This is a genomic window from Rhizobium sp. UBA1881 (assembly GCF_002338015.1).
Lineage (GTDB): Bacteria > Pseudomonadota > Alphaproteobacteria > Rhizobiales > Rhizobiaceae > Rhizobium.
Map to the genome: position 1 here is coordinate 1 of NZ_DDHH01000037.1, position 25,225 is coordinate 25,225.

General features: G+C 63.6%; 18 protein-coding genes. 9 read left to right on the forward strand and 9 right to left on the reverse strand.

Features of this window, described 5'->3' with window-relative positions:
* Both alaS and recA read right to left on the reverse strand, forming a co-directional pair.
* The coding region (gene alaS, locus B3605_RS03540) for an alanine--tRNA ligase (RefSeq protein WP_296432295.1) at positions 1 to 2,627 on the reverse strand (2,627 nt) is incomplete at its 3' end.
* A 156-nt stretch (positions 2,628 to 2,783) separates the two neighbouring features.
* On the reverse strand, positions 2,784 to 3,860 hold the full coding sequence (gene recA, locus B3605_RS03545; protein WP_026283682.1) for a recombinase RecA: 1,077 nt from the start codon (positions 3,858 to 3,860) through the stop codon (positions 2,784 to 2,786).
* Between the two features lie 240 nt (positions 3,861 to 4,100).
* Here recA and B3605_RS03550 point away from each other — a divergent pair, with 240 nt between their 5' ends.
* Together B3605_RS03550 and B3605_RS03555 are read left to right on the forward strand one after the other, a co-directional pair.
* Complete coding sequence (locus tag B3605_RS03550) at positions 4,101 to 5,045, forward strand: carbohydrate kinase family protein (RefSeq protein ID WP_112973191.1); 945 nt, start codon at positions 4,101 to 4,103, stop codon at positions 5,043 to 5,045.
* A gap of 28 nt (positions 5,046 to 5,073) precedes the next feature.
* Complete coding sequence (locus B3605_RS03555; protein ID WP_112941901.1) at positions 5,074 to 6,000, forward strand: pseudouridine-5'-phosphate glycosidase; 927 nt, start codon at positions 5,074 to 5,076, stop codon at positions 5,998 to 6,000.
* Positions 6,001 to 6,314: 314 nt separating this feature from the next.
* Here the strand turns inward: B3605_RS03555 and cckA are convergent, their stop codons facing one another.
* Positions 6,315 to 8,915 (reverse strand): cell cycle histidine kinase CckA, encoded by a 2,601-nt coding sequence (cckA, locus tag B3605_RS03560; RefSeq protein WP_112941628.1) that lies wholly within the window; start codon positions 8,913 to 8,915, stop codon positions 6,315 to 6,317.
* Between the two features lie 284 nt (positions 8,916 to 9,199).
* On the opposite strand from cckA, the gene B3605_RS03565 reads away from it, so the two are divergent.
* A complete protein-coding gene (locus tag B3605_RS03565; RefSeq protein ID WP_112973192.1) occupies positions 9,200 to 10,300 on the forward strand; it encodes a flagellar biosynthetic protein FliO in 1,101 nt (366 codons plus the stop codon).
* 86 nt (positions 10,301 to 10,386) lie between these two features.
* On the opposite strand, the gene dksA is transcribed toward B3605_RS03565, so the two are convergent.
* Positions 10,387 to 10,806: an RNA polymerase-binding protein DksA gene (dksA, locus tag B3605_RS03570; RefSeq protein ID WP_018900535.1), complete on the reverse strand. Its 420-nt coding sequence runs from the start codon at positions 10,804 to 10,806 to the stop codon at positions 10,387 to 10,389.
* Positions 10,807 to 11,080: 274 nt separating this feature from the next.
* Here dksA and B3605_RS03575 point away from each other — a divergent pair, with 274 nt between their 5' ends.
* The 4 genes from B3605_RS03575 to B3605_RS03590 all read left to right on the forward strand — a co-directional run bounded on the left by B3605_RS03575 (position 11,081) and on the right by B3605_RS03590 (position 14,968).
* A complete protein-coding gene (locus B3605_RS03575) occupies positions 11,081 to 11,578 on the forward strand; it encodes a SixA phosphatase family protein (RefSeq protein ID WP_112941630.1) in 498 nt (165 codons plus the stop codon).
* 73 nt (positions 11,579 to 11,651) lie between these two features.
* Entirely contained in the window at positions 11,652 to 13,127 is a 1,476-nt protein-coding gene (locus tag B3605_RS03580) for a YcjX family protein (RefSeq protein ID WP_112941631.1), read from the forward strand.
* Positions 13,124 to 14,215: a YcjF family protein gene (locus tag B3605_RS03585; RefSeq protein WP_112941632.1), complete on the forward strand. Its 1,092-nt coding sequence runs from the start codon at positions 13,124 to 13,126 to the stop codon at positions 14,213 to 14,215. The genes B3605_RS03580 and B3605_RS03585 overlap by 4 nt, the downstream gene beginning before the upstream one ends.
* Positions 14,216 to 14,419: 204 nt before the next feature.
* On the forward strand, positions 14,420 to 14,968 hold the full coding sequence (locus tag B3605_RS03590; RefSeq protein ID WP_112941633.1) for a hypothetical protein: 549 nt from the start codon (positions 14,420 to 14,422) through the stop codon (positions 14,966 to 14,968).
* Between the two features lie 74 nt (positions 14,969 to 15,042).
* Here B3605_RS03590 and folK read toward each other — a convergent pair whose 3' ends face one another.
* From folK to folP, 3 genes are read right to left on the reverse strand one after another with little or no spacing between them, the layout of a single operon-like run.
* Complete coding sequence (gene folK, locus B3605_RS03595) at positions 15,043 to 15,549, reverse strand: 2-amino-4-hydroxy-6-hydroxymethyldihydropteridine diphosphokinase (RefSeq protein ID WP_409457218.1); 507 nt, start codon at positions 15,547 to 15,549, stop codon at positions 15,043 to 15,045.
* A gap of 1 nt (position 15,550) precedes the next feature.
* Positions 15,551 to 15,919: a dihydroneopterin aldolase gene (gene folB, locus B3605_RS03600; protein ID WP_018900541.1), complete on the reverse strand. Its 369-nt coding sequence runs from the start codon at positions 15,917 to 15,919 to the stop codon at positions 15,551 to 15,553.
* Positions 15,916 to 16,788: a dihydropteroate synthase gene (gene folP, locus B3605_RS03605; protein WP_112941635.1), complete on the reverse strand. Its 873-nt coding sequence runs from the start codon at positions 16,786 to 16,788 to the stop codon at positions 15,916 to 15,918. The genes folB and folP overlap by 4 nt, the downstream gene beginning before the upstream one ends.
* A 93-nt stretch (positions 16,789 to 16,881) precedes the next feature.
* Between folP and B3605_RS03610 the strand changes: the two genes are divergently transcribed.
* Entirely contained in the window at positions 16,882 to 17,508 is a 627-nt protein-coding gene (locus B3605_RS03610; RefSeq protein WP_112941636.1) for a DUF922 domain-containing Zn-dependent protease, read from the forward strand.
* Between the two features lie 315 nt (positions 17,509 to 17,823).
* Here the strand turns inward: B3605_RS03610 and B3605_RS03615 are convergent, their stop codons facing one another.
* Both B3605_RS03615 and B3605_RS03620 read right to left on the reverse strand, forming a co-directional pair.
* A complete protein-coding gene (locus B3605_RS03615; protein ID WP_037128298.1) occupies positions 17,824 to 18,144 on the reverse strand; it encodes a 2Fe-2S iron-sulfur cluster-binding protein in 321 nt (106 codons plus the stop codon).
* A 214-nt stretch (positions 18,145 to 18,358) separates the two neighbouring features.
* The gene (locus tag B3605_RS03620) at positions 18,359 to 18,727 is read right to left on the reverse strand and encodes an Hpt domain-containing protein (RefSeq protein ID WP_018900545.1); all 369 of its coding nucleotides are present in this window, start codon (positions 18,725 to 18,727) and stop codon (positions 18,359 to 18,361) included.
* Between the two features lie 462 nt (positions 18,728 to 19,189).
* On the opposite strand from B3605_RS03620, the gene B3605_RS03625 reads away from it, so the two are divergent.
* The coding region (locus B3605_RS03625; RefSeq protein WP_296432311.1) for a hypothetical protein at positions 19,190 to 25,225 on the forward strand (6,036 nt) is incomplete at its 3' end.

Here is a 25,225-nt window from a genome sequence, read left to right on the forward strand (position 1 = left end):
GCCTCGTCGGCCTTCGAGCCATCCGGACCGCCGGCCTGCGCCATGTCCGGACGACCGCCGCCGCCCTTGCCGCCGAGAGCGGCAGAGGCGATGCGCACCAGATCAACGGCGCTGAAACGACCGACGAGATCAGCAGTGACAGCAACCACGGCGCTGGCCTTGCCATCGTCGGAGACGCCGATCAGCGTCACGACGCCGGAGCCGAGGCTGGCCTTGCCGTCGTCGGCGAGACCCTTCAGGTCCTTCGGATCGACGCCGGAGATGGCCTTGCCGAGGAACTTGACGCCGCCGATGTCGCGCACGGCCTCTTCCGAGGCGCCCTGCCCGCCACCCATGGCGAGCTTGCGCTTGGCGTCCGCCAGTTCCTTCTCAAGCTTGCGGCGCTCGTCCATCAGCGCTTCAACGCGCGTCAGCACGTCGGCCGGCTGAACCTTGAGCGAGGTCGCCAGCGCCTTCACGCGCTCGTCCTGTTCGGCGAGGTAGGCGCGAGCCGCTTCGCCGGTGACCGCTTCCAGACGGCGAACGCCGGAGCTGACGGCACTGTCGCCGAGAATGCGCACGAGACCAATGTCACCGGTCGCAGACACATGCGTGCCGCCGCAAAGTTCGATCGAGTAAGGCTTGCCCGTTTTCGCCCCATGTAGCCCCTGGCCCATGGAGACGACGCGAACCTCATCGCCGTATTTCTCGCCGAACAACGCCATGGCGCCCTCGGCGCGGGCGTCGTCGACGCTCATCAGACGGGTCGTGACCGGCGAATTCTGCAGAATGATCTCGTTGGCCATATCCTCGACCACCTTGAGCTCTTCCGCCGTCATCGGCTTCGGATGCGAGACGTCGAAGCGCAGGCGATCCGGCGTGACCAGCGAGCCTTTCTGGGCAACGTGAGTGCCGAGCACTTCGCGCAGGGCCTCATGCAGCAGGTGGGTCGCCGAGTGGTTGGCGCGGATATGCGAGCGGCGGGCGTGGTCGACGGTCAATGCCACGGCATCGCCGGCCTTGACCTTGCCTTCGACGACGGTGCCCGTGTGAACGAACAGGCCCTCGCCGCGCTTCTGCGTATCTGTGATTTCGATCTTGGCGTTGTCGGACGAAATGACGCCCGCATCGCCCATCTGGCCGCCGGATTCGCCATAGAACGGCGTCTGGTTGACGACGATCTGCACCTTGTCGCCCTTGACCGCTTCGCTGACGGCAGCGCCGTCTTTGACGATCGCCTGGACCACGCCTTCGGCCGTCTCTGTGTCATAGCCGAGGAATTCGGTGGCGCCGTGCTTGTCGCGCAGCTCGAACCAGATCGTCTCGGTCGCCTTGTCGCCGGAGCCGGCCCAATGCGAGCGGGCTTCGGCCTTCTGGCGCTCCATGGCATCGGTGAAGCCGGCGAGATCGACGTTGATTTCGCGGGCACGCAGCGCGTCCTGTGTCAGGTCGAGCGGGAAGCCGTAGGTGTCGTAGAGTTTGAAGGCGGTCTCGCCGTCGAGCATGTCGCCCTTGCCGAGCGTCGTCGTGGCATCCGACAGAAGCGACAGGCCGCGCTTCAGCGTCGTGCGGAACTTGGTCTCTTCGAGCTTCAGCGTCTCGGTGATCAACGCCTCGGCACGCACCAGCTCCGGATAGGCGCGGCCCATCTGCTGGATCAAGGCCGGGAGCAGCTTCCACATCAGCGGCTCACGCGCGCCGAGCAATTCGGCATGGCGCATGGCGCGGCGCATGATGCGGCGAAGCACGTAGCCGCGGCCTTCGGCCGATGGCAGGACGCCGTCGGCGATCAGGAAAGCGGACGAGCGCAGGTGATCGGCGATGACGCGATGGCTGGCGCGCTGCTCACCCTCGGCCTTGACGCCGGTTGCTTCCTCGGACGCCGAGATCAGCGCGCGGAAGAGGTCGATGTCGTAGTTGTCGTGCTTGCCCTGCAGCAGGGCTGCGATACGCTCGAGACCCATGCCGGTGTCGATCGACGGACGCGGCAGGTCGACGCGCTCTTCCTTGGTGATCTGCTCGTACTGCATGAAAACGAGGTTCCAGATCTCGATGAAGCGATCACCGTCTTCTTCCGGCGAGCCGGGAGGGCCGCCCCAGATATGATTGCCGTGATCGTAGAAGATCTCGGAACAGGGGCCGCACGGGCCGGTATCGCCCATCGCCCAGAAATTGTCGCTGGTCGGGATGCGGATGATCTTGTCATCGGACAGGCCCGCGATCTTCTTCCAGAGATTAAAGGCTTCGTCGTCGGTGTGATAGACGGTGACCAAAAGGCGCTTGGCGTCGATGCCGAATTCCTTGGTGATCAGCGTCCAGGCATGCTCGATCGCCTGCTCCTTGAAGTAATCGCCGAAGGAGAAATTGCCGAGCATTTCGAAGAAGGTATGGTGGCGCGCGGTGTAGCCGACATTGTCGAGGTCGTTATGCTTGCCGCCGGCGCGCACGCACTTCTGCGCGGTCGACGCCGTCTTGTAGGGACGCTGCTCGAGACCGGTGAACACGTTCTTGAACTGCACCATGCCGGCGTTCGTGAACATCAGCGTCGGGTCGTTGCGCGGTACCAGCGGGCTCGATGAAACGATCTCGTGGCCGTTCTTCTTGAAGTAGTCGAGGAAGGTCGACCGGATTTCGTTCACACCGCTCATGCTATGCCCTTCAGTGCTGCCCAAGGCAGGTCAAATCTTGAAAATTCAGTGGCTTTTATCGCTGACGTTAACCACTGTCCAGCAGACAAACAAAACCGGCTGCATTCTGATCAAGGAATGCAGCCGGCTTTGAACTATTCAGTCCTGGATCGAGGCTTATTCGCCGTCGGAATCGTTGGCGTCCGGGCCGCCATTCTGCAGCTGATCGGCGATCAGGCCGGCATTCTGGCGGATCGAGGTTTCGATCTCGCGCATCAGCTCGGGATTATCCCGCAGGAACGTCTTGGCGTTCTCGCGGCCCTGGCCGAGACGCTGGCTGTTATAGGAGAACCAGGCACCTGATTTCTCGACGATCCCGGCCTTGACGCCGAGGTCGACCAGCTCGCCGGTCTTCGATACGCCTTCGCCATACATGATGTCGAATTCGACCTGCTTGAAAGGAGGCGCCATCTTGTTCTTGACGACCTTGACGCGCGTCTGGTTGCCGATCACCTCTTCGCGCTCCTTGACGGCGCCGATGCGGCGGATGTCGAGGCGAACCGAGGCGTAGAACTTCAGCGCGTTACCACCAGTTGTCGTTTCCGGCGAACCGAACATGACGCCGATCTTCATACGGATCTGGTTGATGAAGATAACCATGGTCTTCGACTTCGAGATCGAGGCCGTCAGCTTGCGCAGCGCCTGGCTCATCAGTCGCGCCTGCAGACCAGGAAGGCTGTCGCCCATTTCGCCTTCGATTTCGGCGCGCGGCGTCAGTGCCGCGACCGAGTCGACGACCAGCACGTCGACGGCGCCGGAGCGCACCAGCGTGTCGGTGATCTCGAGCGCCTGCTCGCCCGTATCCGGCTGCGAGATCAGGAGGTTGTGCAGATCGACGCCCAGCTTGCGGGCATAGACGGGATCGAGCGCGTGTTCGGCGTCGACGAAGGCGCAGATGCCGCCCTTCTTCTGGGCTTCCGCGATCGTCTGCAGCGCCAGTGTCGTCTTACCCGAGCTTTCCGGCCCGTAAACCTCGATGATACGTCCCTTCGGAAGACCGCCGATCCCGAGTGCGATATCCAGTCCGAGAGAGCCCGTCGAAACGGTCTCGATCTCGACCACGCCCTCGTTCGAGCCGAGCTTCATGATAGAGCCCTTGCCGAACGACCGCTCGATCTGTGAGAGTGCCGCTTCAAGTGCCTTGCTTTTGTCCACCGATTTGTCCTCTACAAGCCGCAATGTATTCTGTGACATTCGATCCACCTTTAGGTTATTGAAGCCGCTCAAGCAATGTCGCCGCCGATGTCGATTTTGTACCGCATTTGTTCTCATCACGCAAGTGCCGTTCAAAGCATTGAAAGAAAGAGGTAAAACGGCCTGTGTTCTACATTTGTTTTATCCATGCAAAGCAAGAGCTTACAGCACCTGCACGGCGGCTGACCGCGCTTCCGGAGGTCGCACGATTCGGCCAGGACGGCGTTTCGGAGCGATGAGATGAGCAAGAAGATTCTCGTGCTTGGCGGCGCCCATGTCGATCGCCGCGGCCGCATATCGGGCGCCACGGCCGATGGCGCCAGCAACCCCGGCTCCTGGTTCGAGGAAGCAGGCGGCGGCGGCTTCAACGCGGCCCGCAACCTCGCCCGCCTCGGCTTCGACGTCACCATGATCTCGCCGCGCGGCGGCGACTCGACCGGAGAGATGGTGAGCGAAGCGGCCGATCTCGCCGGCGTCAACGACCGCCCCTTCATCTTTCTGGATCGCAAAACGCCGAGCTATACCGCCATCATCGAGCGCGACGGCAATCTGGTGATCGCGCTGGCCGACATGGATCTCTACCGCATGTTCGTGCCGCGCCGCCTGTCGATCCGCTCGGTGCGCGAAGCGTTCGCAGCGACCGACATGATCCTCTTCGATGCCAACCTGCCGGAGGAAACGCTGGTCTCGATCACAACCCGCGCCAAGGCGCTCGGCAAGCCGGTGGCGGCGATCGCCATATCGCCGGCGAAGGCGGTGAAGCTGAAGGCCTGCATGCAGGGTATCGACTATCTCTTTCTCAACGAAGCCGAGGCCACCGCGCTGACCGGCGAGCGACCGGAAAACCCCGTCCATTGGCCGTCACTGCTCGGTGATATCGGCCTCAGGGGCGGTGTCGTCACCCGGGGACAGCGCGAGCTCATCGCCTTCTCCGCCGGCCACGTGGCAGCGCTTCAGCCGGCAAATGTCGAGCATGTGTCCGACGTGACCGGCGCCGGCGATTCCCTCGCCTCGGGCGTTATCGCAGCACTTTTGCGCGGGCTGCCGATGAGCGAGGCAATCCGCGAGGGTGCTGCGGCCGCGGCGCTGACCGTCCAGTCGCCCAACGCGGTCAACGAAAATCTATCCGCCGATCTCCTAAAACAGGCTCTTGCTCTTGTCCCGCAGGCGAGAATTCTGCATTGAAACCCGATCAGACGAAATGGAAGATCCGATGACGAACTCTCTCTCTCCCAAGCTGCCGATCACCTATTCCAAGGAAGTGGCGAGCGCCAAGCAGCGCGGCGCGCCGATCGTGGCGCTCGAATCGACGATCATCACCCACGGCATGCCCTACCCCGGGAATATCGAGATGGCCCGCAGCGTCGAATCGATCATCCGCGAACAGGGTGCTGTCCCCGCCACCATCGCTGTCATCCACGGCACGCTTCACATCGGGCTTGAAGCCGAAGAGCTCGAGCAGCTGGCCAAGGCCAAGGATGTGCTGAAAGTCTCGCGCGCCGACCTCGCCTTCGCGATCGCCGAGCGCCGCCACGGCGCAACCACCGTCGCCGCCACGATGATCGCCGCCGAGCGCGCCGGCATCAAGGTCTTCGCGACTGGCGGCATCGGTGGCGTGCATCGCGGTGCCGAAGAGAGCTTCGACATCTCCGCCGACCTCGAAGAACTCGGCCGCACCGGCGTTATCGTCGTCTGCGCCGGCGCCAAGGCGATCCTTGATGTGCCGAAAACGCTGGAAGTGCTGGAAACATCAGGCGTTCCCGTGGTCACCTACGAGAGCGAAGAATTCCCGGCCTTCTGGTCGCGCTCATCAGGCCTGCGCAGCCCGCTGACGCTGAACAGCCCGGCGGCCATCGCCAATTTCCAGACGGTGCGCGAACAGCTCGGCATCGACGGCGGCATGCTGATCGCCAATCCGGTGCCCGAGGCCGACGAGATTCCGGCCGAAGAGATGGAAATCTACATCCAGCGCGCGCTCGACAGCGCCGAACGCGACGAAATCTCCGGCAAGGCGGTCACGCCCTACCTGCTGAGCACCATCTTCGACCTGACCGATGGCCAGAGCCTGAAGACCAATATTGCACTGGTGGAAAACAACGCGCGCCTTGCCGGCGAAATCGCGGTTGCGCTCAACGCCTGAAGATAAACGACCGGGGGCGGCGCCAAGCTGCCCTCTTCCTCTGCTACATCTTTCTTTGGGGTGTGGTCACGCGTCTCGTGAACCTTGTACCGCGCAGCCCCCTCATCCGCCCTTCGGGCACCTTCTCCCCGCGGGGGAGAAGGGGAGATGGAGCGAGCGGCCGGCCCCGAGTCTCTTCTCCCCCGCGGGGAGAAGATGCCGGTAGGTCAGGTGCAGCTCGCTGCACCGGAGATGAGGGGGGCCAAACCGCACAACGCGTCCCGGCAAACCGCAGGAAAAACACTAGCATCCTCAGGCCTGCCAGCGCCCTCACCTCACCCCTCAAGCGTCTCCTTGACCACCACAGCCAGCTGCTTCAACGAGAACGGCTTCGGCAGGAACCCGAACTTGGACTCTGGCGGCAGGTTGCGGGCGAATGCGTCCTCGGCATAGCCCGAGACGAAGATGAACTTCAGATCCGGATATTTCTTGCGCAGTTCGCGCAGCAGCGACGGCCCGTCCATTTCAGGCATGACAACGTCGGAGACGACGATATCCACCTTGCCATCGAGCTCATCCATGATGTCGAGCGCTTCCACGCCCGATCCCGCTTCGTGCACCGTGTAGCCGCGCGTCTCCAGCATGCGCTTGCCGCCGCGACGCACCGCCTCCTCGTCCTCGACGAGCAGGATGACCGCCGATCCCGTCAGGTCTTCCGGCTGCTCCGGCTTGGCCGGAGACAGGGCAACGACGTTGTCGGCGCTTGGGGTGACCGCATCGGCCTCGGCGGCGATCGCCGGTTCGACGATGTGGCGCGGCAGGAAGACACGGAAGGTCGTGCCCTTGCCGACTTCCGTTTCCGGCTGGATGTAACCGCCGGATTGCTTGACGATGCCGTAGACCATCGCAAGCCCGAGACCCGTGCCCTTGCCCACCTCCTTGGTGGTGAAGAAGGGTTCGAAGATCTTGTCCATGATTTCAGGCGCGATGCCGGTGCCGTTGTCCGACACCTCGACCAGAACCATGTCCTCATGCGGCATGTAGGAGTAGTTGAAAGTGGCGACCTCGGCGGCCGTCGCGTTCTTCGTGCGCACGGTGAGCTTGCCGCCCTCGGGCATCGCGTCGCGCGCGTTGACGCAGAGGTTGATCAGCACTTGCTCGAACTGCGACAGGTCGGTCTTCACGGGCCAGAGATCGCGCCCGTATTCGACGTCGAGCTTGACGTTGGTGCCCGATAGCAACCGGTCGACCAGCATCCTCAGATCGCCGACGACATCGGTGAGATTGAGCACGCTCGGCCGCATCGTCTGCTTGCGCGAGAAGGCGAGCAGCTGGCGCACCAGCACGGCGGCGCGGTTGGCGTTGCGCTTGATTTCCATCAGATCCGCGAAACCAGGATCGGCCGGCCGCGCCTGCAGCAGCAGATGGTCGGAGGAGAGCAGGATGGCGGTCAACACGTTGTTGAAGTCGTGCGCGATGCCGCCGGCGAGCGTACCCACGGCGTTCATCTTCTGCGTCTGCGCCATCTGCGCCTCGAGCGCCTTCTGCTCGGTCACCTCGACGGCGTAGACGATCGCCGCCTCTTCAGGGGCCTCGTCGCTCTGGTCGATCACGGCATTGACGTAGAAGCGGAAATGCCTGTTGTCGTCGGCCTGCGTCTTGGAATCGAGCGGCGGAATATCGCCCTGCCGGTCCTTCGCGGCCGCAAGCGCGCCTTGCAATCGCGGCTTGTCGACATCCTGCACGATGGTTTCGAACAGCGCGCCATTCTCGACGTCATCGCGCGACACGATGCCCGAGAAGAGTTTGAGGAACGGCGCATTGGTCCTGAGGATACGGCCGTCGCCATCGACGGAGGCGATCGCCATCGGCGTATTGTTGAAGAAGCGCGTGAAACGCATCGATGCGGCCGACGCCGACTGGTCGCCAGCCGTGCTGTCGCGCCGCGTGAGAACGATCGAGCGGCTTTCGCCTGGCGCGCCGTCGCGCATCGAGGTGACGCTGTGGACGATCTGCACCGGAACGCCCTGGCCGTTCGATTTCTTCAGGTCGAGATCGAGCGTCACCGTCTTCTGCAAACCGGGATCGGCCTGCACGGACTGGATCAGCGCCAGCCCCTCGCCGGCCACCATGTCGCCGATCGTCATCGAACCCGGAATGAACTTGGTGAGGTCGATCCCTAGCCACTCGGCAAGCGTCGCATTGAGATAGAAGATCTCGCCCTTGCGGCCCGCCGAAAAGAAGCCGGCAGGCGCGTGGTCGAGATAATCGATGGCGTTCTGCAACTCTTTGAAGAACCGCTCCTGGTCGTCGCGCTCGGACGTGATGTCGCTGATCTGCCAGATATGCAGCGGCCGGCCGCCGCTCTCTTCGCTCTGCAGGATACGCGCCTTCAGGCGGTACCAATGGGCGCCGGATCCGTTCGGCGAAGGCCCGAGCGCGCGCAGCAGCCGGAATTCCTCGCGTCCTTCGCGGCCCTCGCGCAGCCCGTTGGAGAGCCGGTAGAGTGCCTCGTTGGATTCGCGGTGGCGCGACAGCAGCGCTTCCAGCGTCTGCACCTCGGTCGGCTTACGCGCGCCGGTCAGCGCGCCATAGGCGGCGTTGGCGTAAACGATACGGCCTTTTTCGTCGGTGATCAGCGATCCGTCTGGATGGCTGTTGAGAAAGGCGCGGGCAAGGCTGTCGGACTGGCGCTGCGGCATCACCTCGATGAAGCCGATGATCGACGACACCAGGAAGAAGATGCCGACCATGGCCAGCACGCCGAGAACGCCGAGCACCATCTCGTTGTCGAGCGAGGTCTTGAACACCACGAAGGCGGCGGCGACGCCGATCAGCACCAGCGCCAGAAGCAGAATCCGCACGGCGGTTCCCGCGCGCCCTCCACGGTCCACGAGCGGTTCGCTAAAATTGTCGGCCTGACGGGATTTCGTCATGTACTTCCTCGCATTGCCCGCCGGCCTTCATTCGTGACTAACAGACGAAGCAGGAATCAGGCGCCTCTTCCTTCTTAGCAATTTGCTGCCCCGCCAAAAACACCACACTCCATGAAGAGTGATTGAATTCACAAGCTACAGCGCCAGTTTTGCCGTTAAATGTAGATTGAGACGTTCCACAGACATTGCGTCGCACCTTTCGGTGACTGGACAAGCCGCCTCCCCCTTGTCTAGGAAGCTTAAAAGTCGTCATGTGGTTGAACGCCGCAAAGGAGTACGTGACTATGTTCGATGGCATCATGGAATCTTATGGCAGCCGCTTCATCATTGCCGCGGGCGGCGTGGCCATCGCCCTGCTGCTGCTCGTCGCGGTCCTCTGGATCATGCGCAACCGGGCATCCTCGCCCTTCGTTCGCGGCGGCCGGAACCGTCAGCCACGCCTTCAGGTTCTCGACGCCGCCGCCGTCGATGCCCGCCGCCGCCTCGTGCTGGTGCGCCGCGACGATGTAGAACACCTGATCATGATCGGCGGACCATCCGATATCGTGATCGAAAGCCGCATCCTGCCAGATGGGCAGGTCGAGACCATCAGCGAGCCGGCACGCCCGGAAGCACCGCAGCCGGCCGCCCCCAGCGAACGGCCAGCCGAGCCCGTAATGACGGCACCCGTGGCCGAACCCGAGCCCGCGGTCATCGTCCCGCCTGCATCGCGCCCAGCGCCCACGCGTGGCCTGTCGCCGATCGAAGAATTCGCACCGAGCGCCGAGCGCCTGGACACCCCACCGATCGCGCCACCGCCGGCACCGCAGCATCAGGTCTTCGAGCCCGAGATCGAACCCGCGCCACGCCCTGTCGCCGTGCCGGTCGCACCGGTATCGATCGCACCGGTCCCGGTCGCACCGCGCCCGCAGCCTCCCGTATTCTCGCGGCCTGAGCCTGCGCCCATCGAAACGGCAGAAGCCGTCGATATCCTCGATTCGGCACGCCAGCGCGTCCTGACGCCGCAGAGGATCGAGCCGCAGGTGATGAGCCCGCCCACGCCGCCGCAGCGTGTCGATCTCTATCCGCCGGCACCACAGGCGCCAACGCCGCAGCCGGCCGCGTTCCAGCCCGTCGCTCGCCCGGCGCCTTCGGCCCAGCCCAGCGATTTCCAGCGTGTGCTCGAAGAGGAAATGACGAGCAATCTGGCGGCCGAACGCCCAATGGCAGCGCATAATGCTCCCATGCACAATGCGCCACCGGTGCAGAACGCGCCCGCTCGCCCCGCGCCCTCCAATATGCCGCGCCGCGATCCCGAGATGGCGCCGATCACCGGCGCCGACGCCGCCCTTCAAAACGAGGTGGCCCGCATCTTCGGCGAAATGAGCGTCAATCGCGACAAATGACCGGCGGCATTAGCCGCCCCTTTCCTGCAAACAAAAAAGGCACCGCGCGATGGCGGTGCCTTTTTTAGTTTGTGATGTAACCGGGATTATTCGTCCCGGTAGACTTTTTCACGACGCTCGTGGCGTTCTTGCGCTTCGATGGACAGCGTTGCGATCGGGCGGGCGTCGAGACGCTTGAGGCCGATCGGTTCACCGGTTTCCTCGCAATAGCCGTAAGTGCCTTCCTCAATACGCTGCAGTGCGGCGTCGATCTTGGATATCAGCTTTCTCTGGCGGTCACGGGCGCGCAGCTCGATGGCTCTGTCCGTCTCGGACGACGCTCTGTCGGCGAGATCCGGATGGTTTGCGCTTTCCTCGGCAAGATGCTCGAGGGTTTCGCGCGCCTCCCTGAGGATGTCGTTCTTCCAGGCAATCAGCTTCGCCCTGAAATAGGCGCGCTGGTTACCGTTCATGAACTCCTCCTCTTCCGAGGGCACGTATTTGCTAAGATCGATCTTCTCACTCAACGCGATTCTCCTGAAGAACATCTCATCTGGCGGCTGTATATCCCGACCACGGCGTCCGATTCAAGCCCAATCCGCTAGGTAAACACATTTTTAAATCTGTCACAATTTTGAGCTAACAGGCTATTTTTACGTCACTATTTTTCAAAGCCACCGTTTCAGCTTGCCAGCTGAAGTAGCAGCGGCCGTGCAACTTGCCCACTGGATTCCGCGCGCCGGTTGACGAAGACACCGGGCTGGCGCTACTGAAATAGATCAATCGACCGGGGACTTTCCGATGACCGCAATCGTGCCGCCGCCTTCCCGGATTTATCTTTTGAGACACGCCGAAGCGGCATTTCCCGCCCCCGGCCAGAGCGATTTCGACCGCCCGCTGAGCGAGCGCGGTTATGCCGCAGCCGAAATTCTCGCCGAGAATGCGGCCGACAAAAGCTACAAGCCCGACCTCGTCGTCAGCTCCACCGCCATACGCTGCCGCCAGACGGCCGATGCCGTTCACCGCGCGATGGGCGAGAACCTCGATATCCGCTTCGTCGACGCGCTTTATAACGCCACGCCCGAAATCTATCTCGATATCCTCGGCGCGCAGCAGGACATGGGCTCTGTCATGCTCGTCGGCCACAATCCCGTCATCGAGCAGACGCTCGAAGCGCTGATCGGCCACCAGCTGCTGGCGCAGGCGCTGCCGAACGGCTTTCCGCCGGGCGGTCTGGCGGTGCTCGATTTCGACCAGGGCCGCAACAACTGGCGCCTGATCGACTTCATGATCGACTGACAGGCTTGGCTGCCGTCTTTTTCTTCGGCGTGCCGGTTCCTATATGGCGTCTACCAGCAATCGGAATTTCGCCTTGCCGCCAAGCATGACATCCTTCACCGACGACGCGCGCATCGCCTTCGACACCCTGTCGGACCGCGCCTCCGGCCTCGTCAACCCGACGATCCGCCTCGGCGTCACCGGCCTGTCGCGGGCGGGCAAGACGGTTTTCATCTCCTCGCTGGTGCATAACCTGCTGCATGGCGGCCGCCTGCCCCTGTTCGAGGCCGTCCAGTCGGGCCGCGTCTCCGCCGTCCGGCTCGAAGAGCAACCCGACGACAGCGTGCCGCGCTTCCAGTATGAGGATCACATCAAGGCGCTGGTGAAAGACCGCATCTGGCCCGATTCCACACGCGCCATCTCGGAGCTTCGGCTGACCATCGACTACCAGAGCGCCAGCGGCTGGAGCCGCTTCTTCTCGCCAGGCAGGCTCTCGATCGACATCGTCGATTATCCCGGCGAATGGCTGCTCGACCTGCCGCTGCTGGCCAAGGACTACCGCACCTTCAGCGAAGAGACGATCGCGCTGGCCCGCACCGGCATCCGCACCGAGCTCTCCAGGCCATGGCTGGCGTTGACCGACGATTGCGACATCGCCGCCCCGGCGGACGAAATGCGCGCCCGCGAACTCGCCACCGCCTTCGCCGATTACCTCAAGGCCTGCAAGGCCGACGAGCGTTCCCTCTCGACGCTGCCACCCGGCCGCTTCCTTCTGCCCGGCGACCTCGACGGCTCGCCGGCGCTCACCTTCGCGCCGCTGGTGCTGCCGCCGACGGGCAAGCCGGAGAAGGGATCGCTCTGGGCGATGATGGAACGGCGCTACGAGGCCTACAAGTCGGTGGTCGTCAAGCCGTTCTTCCGCGAGCACTTCTCCCGCATCGACCGCCAGATCGTCCTTGTCGATGCGCTGCAGGCGATCAATCGCGGTCCCGAAGCCGTGCAGGATCTCGAGCGTGCGCTGACTGATGTTCTCGCCTGCTTCCGCCCGGGCACGAATTCGCTGCTGTCGTCGCTGCTCGGCCGTCGCATTGACCGCGTTCTCGTCGCCGCCACCAAGGCAGACCACCTGCATCACGAAAGCCACCATCGTCTCGACGCCCTGACGCGTCGCCTCGTCGACCGCGCCATCCAGCGCATCGGCATGGCGGGCGCCGGCATCGACGTCATGGCGCTTGCTTCGGTGCGGGCAACGCGCGAGGCGACCGTCAAGCGCGACGGTCACGAGCTGCCCGTCATCGTCGGAACGCCGATAGAGGGCGAGACGATTTCAGGCGAAACCTTCGACGGCATCAGGAAGACCGCGATCTTCCCCGGCGACCTGCCCGAGGACCCTTCCTCCCTGTTCGAAAGCATCGAATCGGGCGACGAGACTGTGCAGCTGCCCGACGTGAACGTTGTCCGCTTTCGCCCGCCGAGCCTTGAGGAGACCGGCGGTGGCATCAAGCTGTCGGTGCCGCATATCCGGCTCGACCGGGCCATGCAGTTTCTGTTCGGAGATCGCCTCGCATGATCAAGCCGCCCGCCGACCAGCCCCCGCGCCGCGCGCCTGCGGCATTCGCCTATGAGGACGAGCGCGAGCAGCCGGAGGCCAAAGCCGGCCGACCGACGGCGGAGCCCCGCAAGCCGGCAGCCTTTTCGCGCGAGATCACGCTGACACCGGACGAGGACGACCCCTTCATCAATCCGGACAAGGACATCCCGGCCCTGCCCGTCGCCCAGCCCCGCAAACGCGGTACTTCATTCGGCAAGATCGCGCTTGGTGCTTTTGGCGTGCTGTTCTCGCTCGCCTTCGGGCTCTGGACCGACAGCCTGATCCGCAACCTCTTCAGCCGCGCCGATTGGTTAGGCTACACCGCGCTTGCCGCGGTCGGCATCGGCATCCTGGCTGTCATCGCCATGGTCGTCAGGGAAACGGCGGGCATGATGCGGCTGGCGGCGGTGCAAACGATCAAGGCTGAGGCGGAAGCGGCGATCCTGGAGACCAAGCCCGCCAAGGCGCGCGTGCTCGTCAAGAGCCTGGAGCACCTGCTATCCACCAAGCCGGAGACCGCGCGCGGCCGCGCCACGCTGAAGGCGGCCGAAGCCGATATCATCGACGCCCCGCATCTGGTGGCACTTGCCGAACGCGAACTGCTCGCACCGCTCGACCGACAGGCCCGCAGCCTCATCCTCAACGCCTCCAAACGCGTCTCGGTCGTCACCGCCGTCAGCCCGCGCGCCATCGTCGACCTGCTCTACGTTCTCTACGAGGCCGCCAAGCTCATCCGCGCCATGGCCGATCTCTACGGCGGCCGGCCCGGCACCTTCGGCATGCTGCGGCTGATGCGCGACGTGTTGGCTCATCTCGCCGTCACCGGCTCGATCGCCGTCGGCGACAGCCTCGTCCAGCAGGTTCTCGGCCACGGCCTGGCATCCAGGCTCTCGGCGCGTCTCGGCGAAGGTGTGATCAACGGCCTGATGACAGCCCGCATCGGCATTGCCGCCATGGACCTCTGCCGCCCACTGGCTTTCCGCGCCCTGAAGCGTCCGGGAATCGGTGACTTCATCGGCGATCTCACGCCATCGATGACGAAGACTGATAGCAACGGGCGGAATTGAGCCGCCATCCGTAAACCATCCGCTGCGGACAGCCGACTTCAGGAATCTGATGGGATTCAACAGCTTACGTGAGATAGGCAAGCGCGCGTCCGGCACCGAAAAGCCCGCAAATGCGCCGCCTTCGCCCCATTGGAAACCAAGCATTAACCATTTTTCGGCAAAACTTGGCACCAGTTAAGCGATATGGTTCGCCAAGGAAAATCCATGTACTCGCGCAAGTTTCTCTATCTCTTCGGTCTCGCGGCAATTGCCCTGTCGCCTTTTGCCGAAACGGCTCCAGCAGCCACCGCCGCCACGCGTGACAAGGCATTCTTCGAATCCGTCGCTGGCTCCTGGCGAGGTCCGGGCGAAATCGTCGCCGGCAAGTACAAGGGCACCAAGTTCACCTGCAACCTGATCGGCGAGCCCGTCACCGACGGCACCGGCGTCAAGCTCGACGGCAGCTGCCGCGTCGGCGTGTTCAAGCAGCCGATGAGCGCGCTGATCACCCAGTCTGGAAACAGCTACAAGGGCAAGTTCCTCGACGGCGCCGCCGGCAAGGGCCTCGACGTCGTCTCCGGCACCGTGACGGAAGACACAGTCGTGGTCGGCCTCAACCGCGCCAAGCTCAACGGCGCCATGATCGCCCGCGTCCGCGACGACAAGACGATGAACGTCACCGTTTCGGTCAAGGTCGAAAGCCAGATGATCCCCGTGATCGGTCTGACGCTGTCGCGCCAGGTTGATGAAATCACCGTCGGCTCGGTCGAATAATCAATAGAGACAAATGAAGCATACGACGAAGCGGCCACTTGGCCGCTTCTTTCGTTTCAGGCGCCAGTGTCTGTTCAGGCTAGCCACCAATCCATGCTCTGATCGGCAACCTCGATCCCCTGGATGTCGGCGCGAGCAAGCCAGTCGCGCACCGCGACACCCTTGACGATCAGATCAGGCGCGAAGTCGGCAAGCGGCATCAGCACGAAGCCGCGGTCCGTCATCCGGGGATGCGGGAGCTCCAGCCTCGGCGCATCCTGGCTGATGTCACCATAGGTCAGTACATCGATATCGAGCGTGCGCGGCCCCCAGCGCTCGATGCGCTCCCGCTTCATGCCGCGCTCTATGTCGAGGCAGACATCGAGCAGCGCTTCCGGCTGAAGCGACGTCGACACTTCGGCGCAGCAATTGAAGAAGAATGACTGGTCCGTCTTCCCCCAGGGCGGTGTGCGGTAAAGCCGGGAGACCGCGACGACGCGGCAATCCGCCCGCGCATCCAACGCCTTGAGCGCCTGCGCCATGGAGTGGACGGGATCGCCGATATTGCCGCCAAGCCCAAGCGTGGCGGTCTCAAAAGCCATGTCAGACAAAATGTTCGACGCTCACCTGGACGAAATCAAGCACGCCTGGAACCGGCGCGTTCGGCTTGCGCACGGTAATTTTCGCCCGCTTGATCTGCGGGAATTTCTGACAGAGCCCCTTGGCGATATCGAGCGCCAGCGCCTCGATCAGATAACGTCGCTTGCCGGTGACGATCTCCTCGATGACGGTGAAGGCAATCCCGTAATTGACGGTATCGTCGATCGAATCCGTCTCCAGCGCGGTGCCGGTCACGACATCGAGCTCGGCATCGACGAAGAAACGCTGCCCCAGAAACTCCTCTTCGTCGTGAACGCCGTGGCGGGCGAAGAAGGCGCAGTTCTGCAGTGTGATGGTGTAGGTGGTGCTCATAACGTGCCCTTCCGCTCGAATGCGTCGCGTGCCTTCAGCATAGCATCAGTCACGGCAAGTGCGTCCCTGTTGATTGCGACATCGTGTACGCGAAAAATCGCTGCGCCCTTCAGTCTCAGAAGCACGCTGGTGGCGGCCGTGCCGGCATCGCGATCGGCCGCCTCGCGTCCCGTGACCGCACCGACGAAGCGCTTGCGCGACGTGCCAGCCAGGATCGGAAATCCTAGGCGCTGGAGCTCGTCGCAACGCGCCATCAGTTCGAGGTTCTCATCCGTGTCCTTGGCGAAGCCGAAGCCGGGGTCGAGAACGATGCGGTCGCGCGCCACGCCAGCGCGTCCGGCGATCTCAAGAGACCGCTCAAGAAACAGAAACTGGTCGGCGACGACATCATCAAGCTTGTCGCGGTCGCGACCGGTATGCATCACGCAGAGCCCCGCGCCGGTCTTCGCGGCGATATCGGCGATATCGGGCTCCTTCTGCAGCCCAAAGATATCGTTGACGATATGCGCACCGGCCTCAACAGCCAGGCGGGCGGTGTCGGCGCGGTAGGTGTCGATGGAAATCAGCGCCTCGGTCTTGCCGCGCAGCGCCTCGATGACGGGCAGCACCCGTGCCTGCTCCTCTCGGGCGTCGACATTCGCAGCATCCGGCCGCGTGGATTCGCCACCGATGTCGATAATGCCGGCGCCGTCCTCGACAACCTTGAGGGCATGCGCCACGGCCTTGTCGACGCTGTCATAGCGACCACCGTCGGAGAAAGAGTCCGGCGTCGCGTTGACGATCGCCATGATAACCGATGTAGAACCAAGCTCAATCTCGCGGCCGTGCCCGACGCGCCAGAAACTGCTGCCAAGCTTTACCACCTGCATTCATCCTATCGATCGAAAAAACAGCGTCATCATATTGCGCTAGCGGTGGCTATGCCCCAAGCTCCCGCAAACTTCAACATGAGTATTTGCAGAATGCCGTCCGTGTCGCGTTATATGCCGCTCCTCCTCGCCATTTCCGTCTCGCTGTCCGCTGGCTATCCCGCAAGCGCCGCCGTGGTGGCCACCAAGAGCTATTCCTATTTCAACATCAAGGGCAAAACCGCCGACGAACTGGACGAGCAGCTGAGCACGCGCGGCCCGACGGCCAACGGCTCGTCTGCCCGCCACCCCGGCGCCACCAAGATCCGCTTCGGCGGCGATGCCACCTATGTCGAAGAGAACGGCCGCTGCCGTGTCAGCACCGCGCGCGTCACCGTGCATACCCAGATCATCCTGCCGCGCTGGAACAATCGCCGTGGTGCCAGCCCAGAGCTGTCGATGATCTGGGACACGCTGTCGAGCGATATCAAGCGGCATGAGGAACGCCATGCCGAGATCGCCCGAACCCAGGCGCGCAACATGGAACGCAAGATCATGGCGCTCCCGCCGCAGCCCAATTGCGAAGCCATGCAGGAGCTGGTGACGGAGGTATCGACGCGGGGAATTGCCGAGCACGACAGGCTGCAGGCGCGATTCGATCAGGTGGAGGCCGTCAACTTCCAGAAGCGCATGCTGCGTCTGCTGAATAACCGCCTGAAACCATCGGACGGCGAAAAGTAGCTGATTCTCGGGCGGAAATCGACGGCTGGACCTTAGCCGCGCAATGAAAATTGTGCGAAACCGGCACGGCCCCAGCCAATGAATGGTAATTTCTCACCATAGATTTGTGAAACACAACGCGCTAATATTCAGTCATTCGAAAGTTCAGGTCCGTTAGCCGGGACTTTCGTTTTCTGGGTTCTCCTGGCGCGTTGCGAAGCCGCGGTCGATCCTCCCTTGGCCGTAGGTAATGCGCCTACCTCGCCTCGCTCGTCACATCGGCAAGCGAGGCTTTTTTTGGCCGGTTCATCCTCGGGAGGACTATGCCAGGGAGAATTAAGCCTGGCGCTCCGGCACGTGCACGGTCAGACCGTCCAGCGCCGCCTTCATGCGGATCTGACAGGAGAGACGCGAGGTCGGGCGAACGTCGAAGGCGAAATCGAGCATGTCTTCTTCCATCGCCTCGGGCGGACCGACGCGCTCGGTCCACTCCTCGTCGATGTAGACATGACAGGTCGCGCAAGCGCAGGCGCCGCCACATTCGGCTTCGATGCCCGGCACGGAGTTGCGCACGGCGTTTTCCATGACGGTCGATCCCTGATCGACATCAAGATCGAAGCGCGTACCGTCGAAAGCGACAATGGTCAGTTTGGGCATGGTGTTTTCCGGTGATCATCAATGGGATGGGTTTGGATTTTTACTTCCAACAATTACGCGAGGCAGTCAACAACGACCGCCCTTGCCTCTTCATTCCAGATTTGGAAGCGACACGCTTGTCAGATTGCGCCACGCCAAGAGCAATAAAAAGACCCGCTGCTCCGCAATGGTGCAACGGGTCCCATGATCGAACACCTGATGGCGTCATTGCCGCCTAGCGGCAAAGCTTCAGGATGAAATTCTCCGCCTCGATGACGGCAACGCCGACGGCGGCCATGTTCGAGGCATCGCCGCAATTGCCCTCAAGCGCTTCGGCCGCGTCGCGTACCCGGAAGGCGCCGACAGCACTTGCCGCACCCTTGAGCTTGTGGGCGGCTGCTACGATCGCCTTGCCGTCGCCGGAAGACATGTCGTGCAGGCAGGCGCGGGCCTGGCGCGCGAACATCTGCAGGACTTCCAATTCAAGCGCCTTGTCGCCCATCGTCTGGTTGGCCAGGTGAACAAGATCGACCGGCCGCTGTTGCGAGGGAACCTGTCCCTTGCCATGATCTGGCGCCGCGAACGCAATACTGACTGCTGCCATATGCCAATTCTCCCGTCTTAGGTCCCGCCGTTTGAATGATGTTGCGGGGGCGCAGTGCCAATCGCGTTAAATTCGGGCGCAATCAGGGCGAATTTCTCGCCATATGGTTAACGCCCGTCAAACACTTCTAACGCATTGGATTTCAAGGCCGCGCCGGCGTTAATTCGGGTTAATCAAGCGTTAATAACTCAGCATTTGACCGAAGGCGTTAATTGTCTAGCAGGTCCGGATGTGTCACTACGATACGACTGGGAGAGCTGGGTTGTGGAAGCCTTTGCTCGCCAAGTGGATAATGGTAATGTTTTGATACCGTAAGTGTGCGAAAGCAGCTATCCACTCTGAAATGACATACTTATCCGCTCTACGAATTTTGGGCGGACAGGTTCAGAGGCAAGGTTTGTTCGGGTGACGCGGAAACCCGGATGCGTGTAGACCGGCTGAGATGTAACGAGGCGTAACGGAATGGCGAACAACAAGTACAACGAATCGATCGAGGACAAGGCGTTCAAGGCGCTGGATGAAGCCCTGCAGATCGACTTCGAGGACGATGATACGCCGTCTCCACAAGTCAGGAAGCAAGACGCCTCGGAGGCAAAAGTGTCCGAAAAGCCAACTGTCCGCAATCAGCGTAAAGACGATGCCAAGCAGCAGCGCGCCGCCGCAACGCCCCGGCCCCCCGAGCAGGGATCGCGCGCGCCGGCCTTTGCCGCCAACGACGGCAGCCGGGTCAGCCCCGCTTCTCTCTTGAAATCGCTCGACAACGGCTCCGCCCGTCCGGCGCTGCGCAACGCCACGCTTGTTTCACTTCTGTGGATCGTCGGCGGCCTCGGCCTGATGTCGCTCCTCTATTCGCCGCAGATCTGGCAGATCCGCTCGATTTCCGACCTCGTCGCCCTGCCCGGCGTGATCGCCGGTCTCGTCGGCATCATCATCCCCGTTCTCCTGTTCTACGCCTTCGCCATCATGATGGCGCGCGCCCAGGACATGCGAAACGCCGCCCGCTCGATGGCGGAAGTGGCGCTGCGCCTTTCCGAGCCGGAAACCATCGCGTCGGAACGCATCATGACGGTCGGCCAGGCCGTTCGTCGTGAAGTCTCCGCCATGAACGAGGGCATCGAGCGCACCATCGCCCGCGCCTCCGAGCTCGAAACCCTCGTCCACTCCGAAGTCAACGCGCTGGAGCGCAGCTACGCCGATAACGAACTGCGCGTGCGCGGTCTCGTCCACGAACTCGGCTCCGAGCGTGAGGCGATCGTCAATCACGCCGAGCGTATCCGCACGTCGATCGTCGGCGTTCACGACCAGCTGCGCGAAGACCTGTCGCTGGCGACCGAAGAAATCGCCGTGCGCCTCGCGACCTCGGGCGAAGCCTTCGCCTCGATGATCGACACGCGCGCCGCCACGATCACCGAGAAGTCGGAATCCGCCATCCAGTCGCTGGGCACGCTGCTTGCCGCCAAGACCGATTCGCTGCTGCAGACCCTCACCTCCTCCGGTTTCGCGCTCGCCAACGAGTTCGATAACCGCCTGGATTCGCTGACGTCTAGCCTCAGCGACCACGGCAACACCATTCTCAGCCAGTTCGAGACGCGTGCGTCCACCATGGACAGCAACGCCGAGAAGCTGAACGCCGCGCTCAACGACCGTGCCCGCCAGCTGAACGAGATCCTGATCGCGCGCACCCGCGACATCAACGAGAGCCTGACCGGCGGCGAACGCACCATCACCAGCACGCTGGATGACGTTCTCGCCAAGCTGAACAGCACGCTCGACGAGCGCGGCACCAGCTTCCGCCACAGCCTGCAGTCCAGCGTCGATGACACGATCATGGACCTCGACCTGCGTTCCGGCTTCTTCGACGAGCGCCTGCAGGCGACCGTCGCCCAGCTGTCCACCTCCTTCGACGAACGTGTCGCCGAATTCGCCAACGCATTCGACAAGCGCGCCGGCACGCTCGACACCAAGCTGATGGAGAGCCTGAACCGTATCAACGACACGCTGACCGGCGGCTCGGACTCGCTTAACGGCATCCTGAGCTCCAGCATCGAGCGCATAGGCTCGTCGCTGACCGACCAGTCCTTCGCGCTGACGACGGCGCTTTCGACCGGCCAGGAAGTGCTGGAAAGCACGCTTTCGGGCAAGGTCGACGAAGTCGCGAGCGCGATTGGCGCGCGCACTGCCGAAATGACCTCGGCGCTCAGCCACGCTACCTCCGAAATCTCGCTGGCGCTCGCCTCCGGCACTTCTGAGCTCCACAACAACCTCTCGGCCCGCGCCACCGAATTCCGCGACACCCTGCTGTCGACGACCTCGGATCTGAGCTCGGCGGTTTCGGCTGGTACCGACCAGATCACCTCGGCCTTCGGCCGCGCCGATGAGCTGAACACCACGATCTCCAAGCGCGCTGAAGATATCACACAGGCGCTGGATTCCGCCCATGAGCGCATCGACGACGTCATGTCGGCGCGCAGCGGCGTCTTCCTCGGCGCGCTGTCCGACAGCCAGTCGCGCTTCGAGAACACCCTTGCAAGCCGCTCGGAAGCGATCATCGAAGCCGTCACCGGCAGCCATGACCGCCTCGCCGATACGCTCGATGACAAGGCCATGGCGCTGGCGATCTCTCTCAACGAAAGCCAGAGCCGCTTCGAGGAGACGCTTGGCTCGCAGGTCGATGCCATCGCAGGCTCCATCGCCTCCGGCCATGATCGCCTTGCCGAGACGCTCGACGACCGCGCCATGGCACTCGCCATTTCGCTGAACGAAGGCCACAGCCGCATCGAGGATACGCTCGGCTCGCATTCCGGTGCCATCTCGCAGTCGCTGGCAGCAGGCGAACGCAAGCTCGCCGACGCCATTGCCGAACGCAGCGCCGCCTTCAACGCCTCGATGAACGAAGGCCGCAGCCTGATCGAGACCGCGCTTGACACCCGCGCGGAAGCCATCTCGCAGTCGCTCGCAGCCGGCCAGGAAAAGCTGACCGAAGCGATCGACGACCGCGCCATGGCATTTGCCATTTCGCTCGACGACAGCCAGGGCCGCCTCGCCGATACGCTGTCACACCACGCTGACGGCATTGCGGCCTCGCTCTCCAGCGGTCACGACCGCATCAGCGAAGCGCTCGAAGACAAGTCCATGGGCCTTGCGATCGCGCTCAACGAAGGCCACTCGCGCCTCGAAGACACGCTCGGCCGCCATGCCGGCAACATCGCGACTTCTCTCGCCAGCGGCCACGACCGGATTAACGAAGCCCTCGACGACAAGGCCATGGGTCTGGCGATCGCGCTCAACGAAGGTCATTCGCGCCTTGAGGATACGCTCGGCCACCATGCCGAAAGCATCGCGAACTCGCTCGTCAGCGGCCACGACCGGATCGAAAGCACGCTCTCGCAGAACGCCAAGTCGATCAACGACACGGTTGCCGACGTGCACGACCGCCTCGCCGACACGCTCGCAGAAAAGTCCATGGCGCTCGCCATCTCGCTCGGCGACAGCCAGAGCCGCTTCGACGAGGTTCTGGACGCTCGCACCAACGCGCTGATCGATAGCGTCGCCGGAGCCGAAGCCCGCGTCGCCGGCGCCTTCACCGACAAGGCCCAGGAAATCCGTGGCGCCTACACCGAAAACCAGCAGCGCCTGGAACGCACGCTCGCTGAGCACGCCTCCTCCATCTCCAGCACCATCACCGATGGCACTGATCGCATCGAAGGTGGCCTGACCTCGGCCGCTGACCGCTTCGAGGCGCTGACTGGCAATGCCACGACCAAGCTGGAAGACGGCCTCGTCTCGGCGCATGCCCGCATCCGCGCAACGCTCGACGACCGCACCCAGGCGATCAACCTGACGCTCAACGAAGCGCATAACCAGATCGGCGAAACGCTTTCCGACCAGGCGACGACGATCGGCGCCTCGATCGCCGCAAGCGTCAGCATGCTCGAAATGTCGCTGGAGGATCGCGAAGCCTCGATCCGCCAGGCGATCGACAACAGCGCCCAGTCGCTGGAAGACCGCCTGCGCGACAGCACCGGCAACATCGCCGGTCGCTTCCAGACCGCCGCCGACGAAATCTCCCGTTCGACCGAGAGCTTCGCCTCGCATCTCGACCAGTCGATCGAGGGCATGACCGGCCGCTTCGCAGACACCGGCTCGCGCGTCGAAGCCGGCCTCGCAGCGCTTGAAAACCGCATCCGCGACGGCGTCGGCGGTGTTGCCCAGCAGGTCGATGCCGCGGGCGAACGCCTGACCGGCACGCTGAGCGATGGCATCACCAGGCTCGGCGCTCTCAGCGACGAAACCTCCGGCCGCATCGCATCCGCCGTGGATGACAGCATTGCCAAGTTCTCGCAGACGATCGATGGCCGCACCAGCCACCTCGCCTCCGAGATCGACAGCCGCGCCGCCAGCCTGACTGACGGCATCGACGCCCGCACCGCAGGCATCGGCGAAGCCATGGACCGTGGCACCGCCAAGATCGACGAACGTCTGTCCACCATGGACCGCGCGCTCAACGTCGGCCTCGACGCCGTCAACCGCACGATCGAAGGCAAGGCCGCCGGTCTCGCCGCATCGCTGCGCAGCGCTGTCGCCGACACCACGCAGGGCATGGACGAGGAAGCCACGCGCGCCGCGGCCTCCCTCAGCCAGACCGGCCAGCAATTCGCCGAAGGCCTCGACGCCAAGAGCAGCGATTTCGCCCGTTCGATGGGCGAGCGCTCCGAGCAGATCGTCGGCCGCGTCTCCGAGGCGCAGAACCGCCTCGCCGGCCAGGCAGCAGCCGTCGCCCAGACCTTCTCCGAGGCGGGCAACGCCATCATCAACAAGGTGGCCGAGGCCGAGACGCTGGTCAGCGGCCAGGTCGGCGCCATCTCCAAGGCGCTGAACGACGCGCAGAACACCTTCGCCAGCCACGGCACGGATATCCGCACGACGATCGCAAGCGCCAGCGAAGAGATCGCCTCCACCATGGCCGATGTCGACCGTGCACTCGAAGCACGCGGCAATGCGATCCGCAGCGGCCTTGAAGAGCGCTCGCGCGAACTCGACGGCACCCTCAACACGGTCGAGCAGGCGCTCGAAGCACGCGGAAGCTCGATCCGCGCCGCTCTCGACGATCGCACCCGCGAGCTGAACTCCATGCTCGCCGGCCGCACGACCGAGCTGTCGCGCATTCTCGACGAGACCGCCCGTCCGATGATTGATCGCTACGCGCAGACCGGCCGCGAGGCCGCAGCGCAGATCACGTCTGCCGGCGAACAGAGTGCTGCACAGATCACCGCCGCCAGCGAGCAGAGTGCTGCACAGCTCACGGCGGCGAGCGACCAGAGCGCCGAACGCCTGCGCGCCGAAAACACCGCTTTGATTGACGCGATCAACGCCCGCACCGAACGCGCCACCTCTGCCGTCGATGCGATCGAAAACAGCCTGCTCTCCAACGTCAACCGCCTGATCGACCGCCTGTCCGACAACAGCATGGTCATGGGCCAGATGATGAGCCGCGCGGCCGAAGAGCTGGGCGCCGTGGATAGCCGCCTCGGCGACACCACCTCGCGCTTCACCGACTCGGCCTCCAAGGCGGCTGAAATGGTCGCGGCCTCGACCCGCCTTCTCGAAGGCAAGGTCGATCGCCTCTCCGACATCTCCGGCCAGACGCTTTCGCAGGTCGGCAGCATCATCGGCCGCTTCGACGAGCACTCCAAGGTTCTGACGCAGGCCTCCAGCCTGCTCGGCGCCGCGCAGTCCAACCTCGTCTCGACGCTGGAAGATCGCGAATCCGCGCTTCAGTCGCTGTCGGTCGGCCTCGTCCAGCGCTCGGAAGACATCGAAAAGACGATGCGTGCCCTCGGCAGCATGGTCGACTCGGCTTTCGATCGCGCCGAACAGCGCTCGAACCAGGTCAGCCACAACCTGCGCCAGGGCGTCCAGTCCTCCTTCGCCGATATCAGCACCACGCTCTCGGATGCCGAAAAGCGCGCCGCCGAGGCCGCCGAAGCAATGCGCAGCAGCGTCAGCAAGGCCAGCGAAGACGTCAACGCAACGCTCGACACCACGCTTGGCAATGCCGAGCGCCGCTCCGGCGAACTCGCCAACCGCGTTCGCGGCGGCCTGACGGCATCGCTGTCGGAAGTCGAGCGCATGATGGGCGACGCAGGTCGCCTATCGGATGGCGCGGCACAGCAGATGCGTGAATCGCTGCGCGAAGCTGTCGACGAAGCCGTCGCCCGCTTCTCCGGCGCCACCGAGGAAATCCGCCGCTCCGCCGGCGATATCCGCAAGGAACTGGACATGACGCGCAGCGAGCTGAAGCGCGGCGCATTCGACCTGCCCGAGGAAGCCAAGGAGAGCGCGGCTGCCATGCGCCGCGCCGTCTCCGAGCAGATCAAGGCGCTGCAGGACATCTCGCACATCGTCGGCCGCTCGACGCAGCAGCTCGAAGTTTCCGAGCCCGCCGCCCGCACGCTGGCCCAGCCCCAGCAGCCGCAACCTGCGCCGCGCCAGAGATCG

Bases quoted from the DNA above. Each gene is read 5' to 3' on its own strand.
- recA (WP_026283682.1), bottom strand. From the start codon at position 3,860: ATGTCACAGAATACATTGCGGCTTGTAGAGGACAAATCGGTGGACAAA.
- B3605_RS03550 (WP_112973191.1), top strand. From the start codon at position 4,101: ATGAGCAAGAAGATTCTCGTGCTTGGCGGCGCCCATGTCGATCGCCGC.
- B3605_RS03555 (WP_112941901.1), top strand. From the start codon at position 5,074: ATGACGAACTCTCTCTCTCCCAAGCTGCCGATCACCTATTCCAAGGAA.
- cckA (WP_112941628.1), bottom strand. From the start codon at position 8,915: ATGACGAAATCCCGTCAGGCCGACAATTTTAGCGAACCGCTCGTGGAC.
- B3605_RS03565 (WP_112973192.1), top strand. From the start codon at position 9,200: ATGTTCGATGGCATCATGGAATCTTATGGCAGCCGCTTCATCATTGCC.
- B3605_RS03575 (WP_112941630.1), top strand. From the start codon at position 11,081: ATGACCGCAATCGTGCCGCCGCCTTCCCGGATTTATCTTTTGAGACAC.
- B3605_RS03585 (WP_112941632.1), top strand. From the start codon at position 13,124: ATGATCAAGCCGCCCGCCGACCAGCCCCCGCGCCGCGCGCCTGCGGCA.
- B3605_RS03590 (WP_112941633.1), top strand. From the start codon at position 14,420: ATGTACTCGCGCAAGTTTCTCTATCTCTTCGGTCTCGCGGCAATTGCC.
- folK (WP_409457218.1), bottom strand. From the start codon at position 15,549: ATGGCTTTTGAGACCGCCACGCTTGGGCTTGGCGGCAATATCGGCGAT.
- folB (WP_018900541.1), bottom strand. From the start codon at position 15,919: ATGAGCACCACCTACACCATCACACTGCAGAACTGCGCCTTCTTCGCC.
- folP (WP_112941635.1), bottom strand. From the start codon at position 16,788: ATGCAGGTGGTAAAGCTTGGCAGCAGTTTCTGGCGCGTCGGGCACGGC.
- B3605_RS03610 (WP_112941636.1), top strand. From the start codon at position 16,882: ATGCCGTCCGTGTCGCGTTATATGCCGCTCCTCCTCGCCATTTCCGTC.
- B3605_RS03615 (WP_037128298.1), bottom strand. From the start codon at position 18,144: ATGCCCAAACTGACCATTGTCGCTTTCGACGGTACGCGCTTCGATCTT.
- B3605_RS03620 (WP_018900545.1), bottom strand. From the start codon at position 18,727: ATGGCAGCAGTCAGTATTGCGTTCGCGGCGCCAGATCATGGCAAGGGA.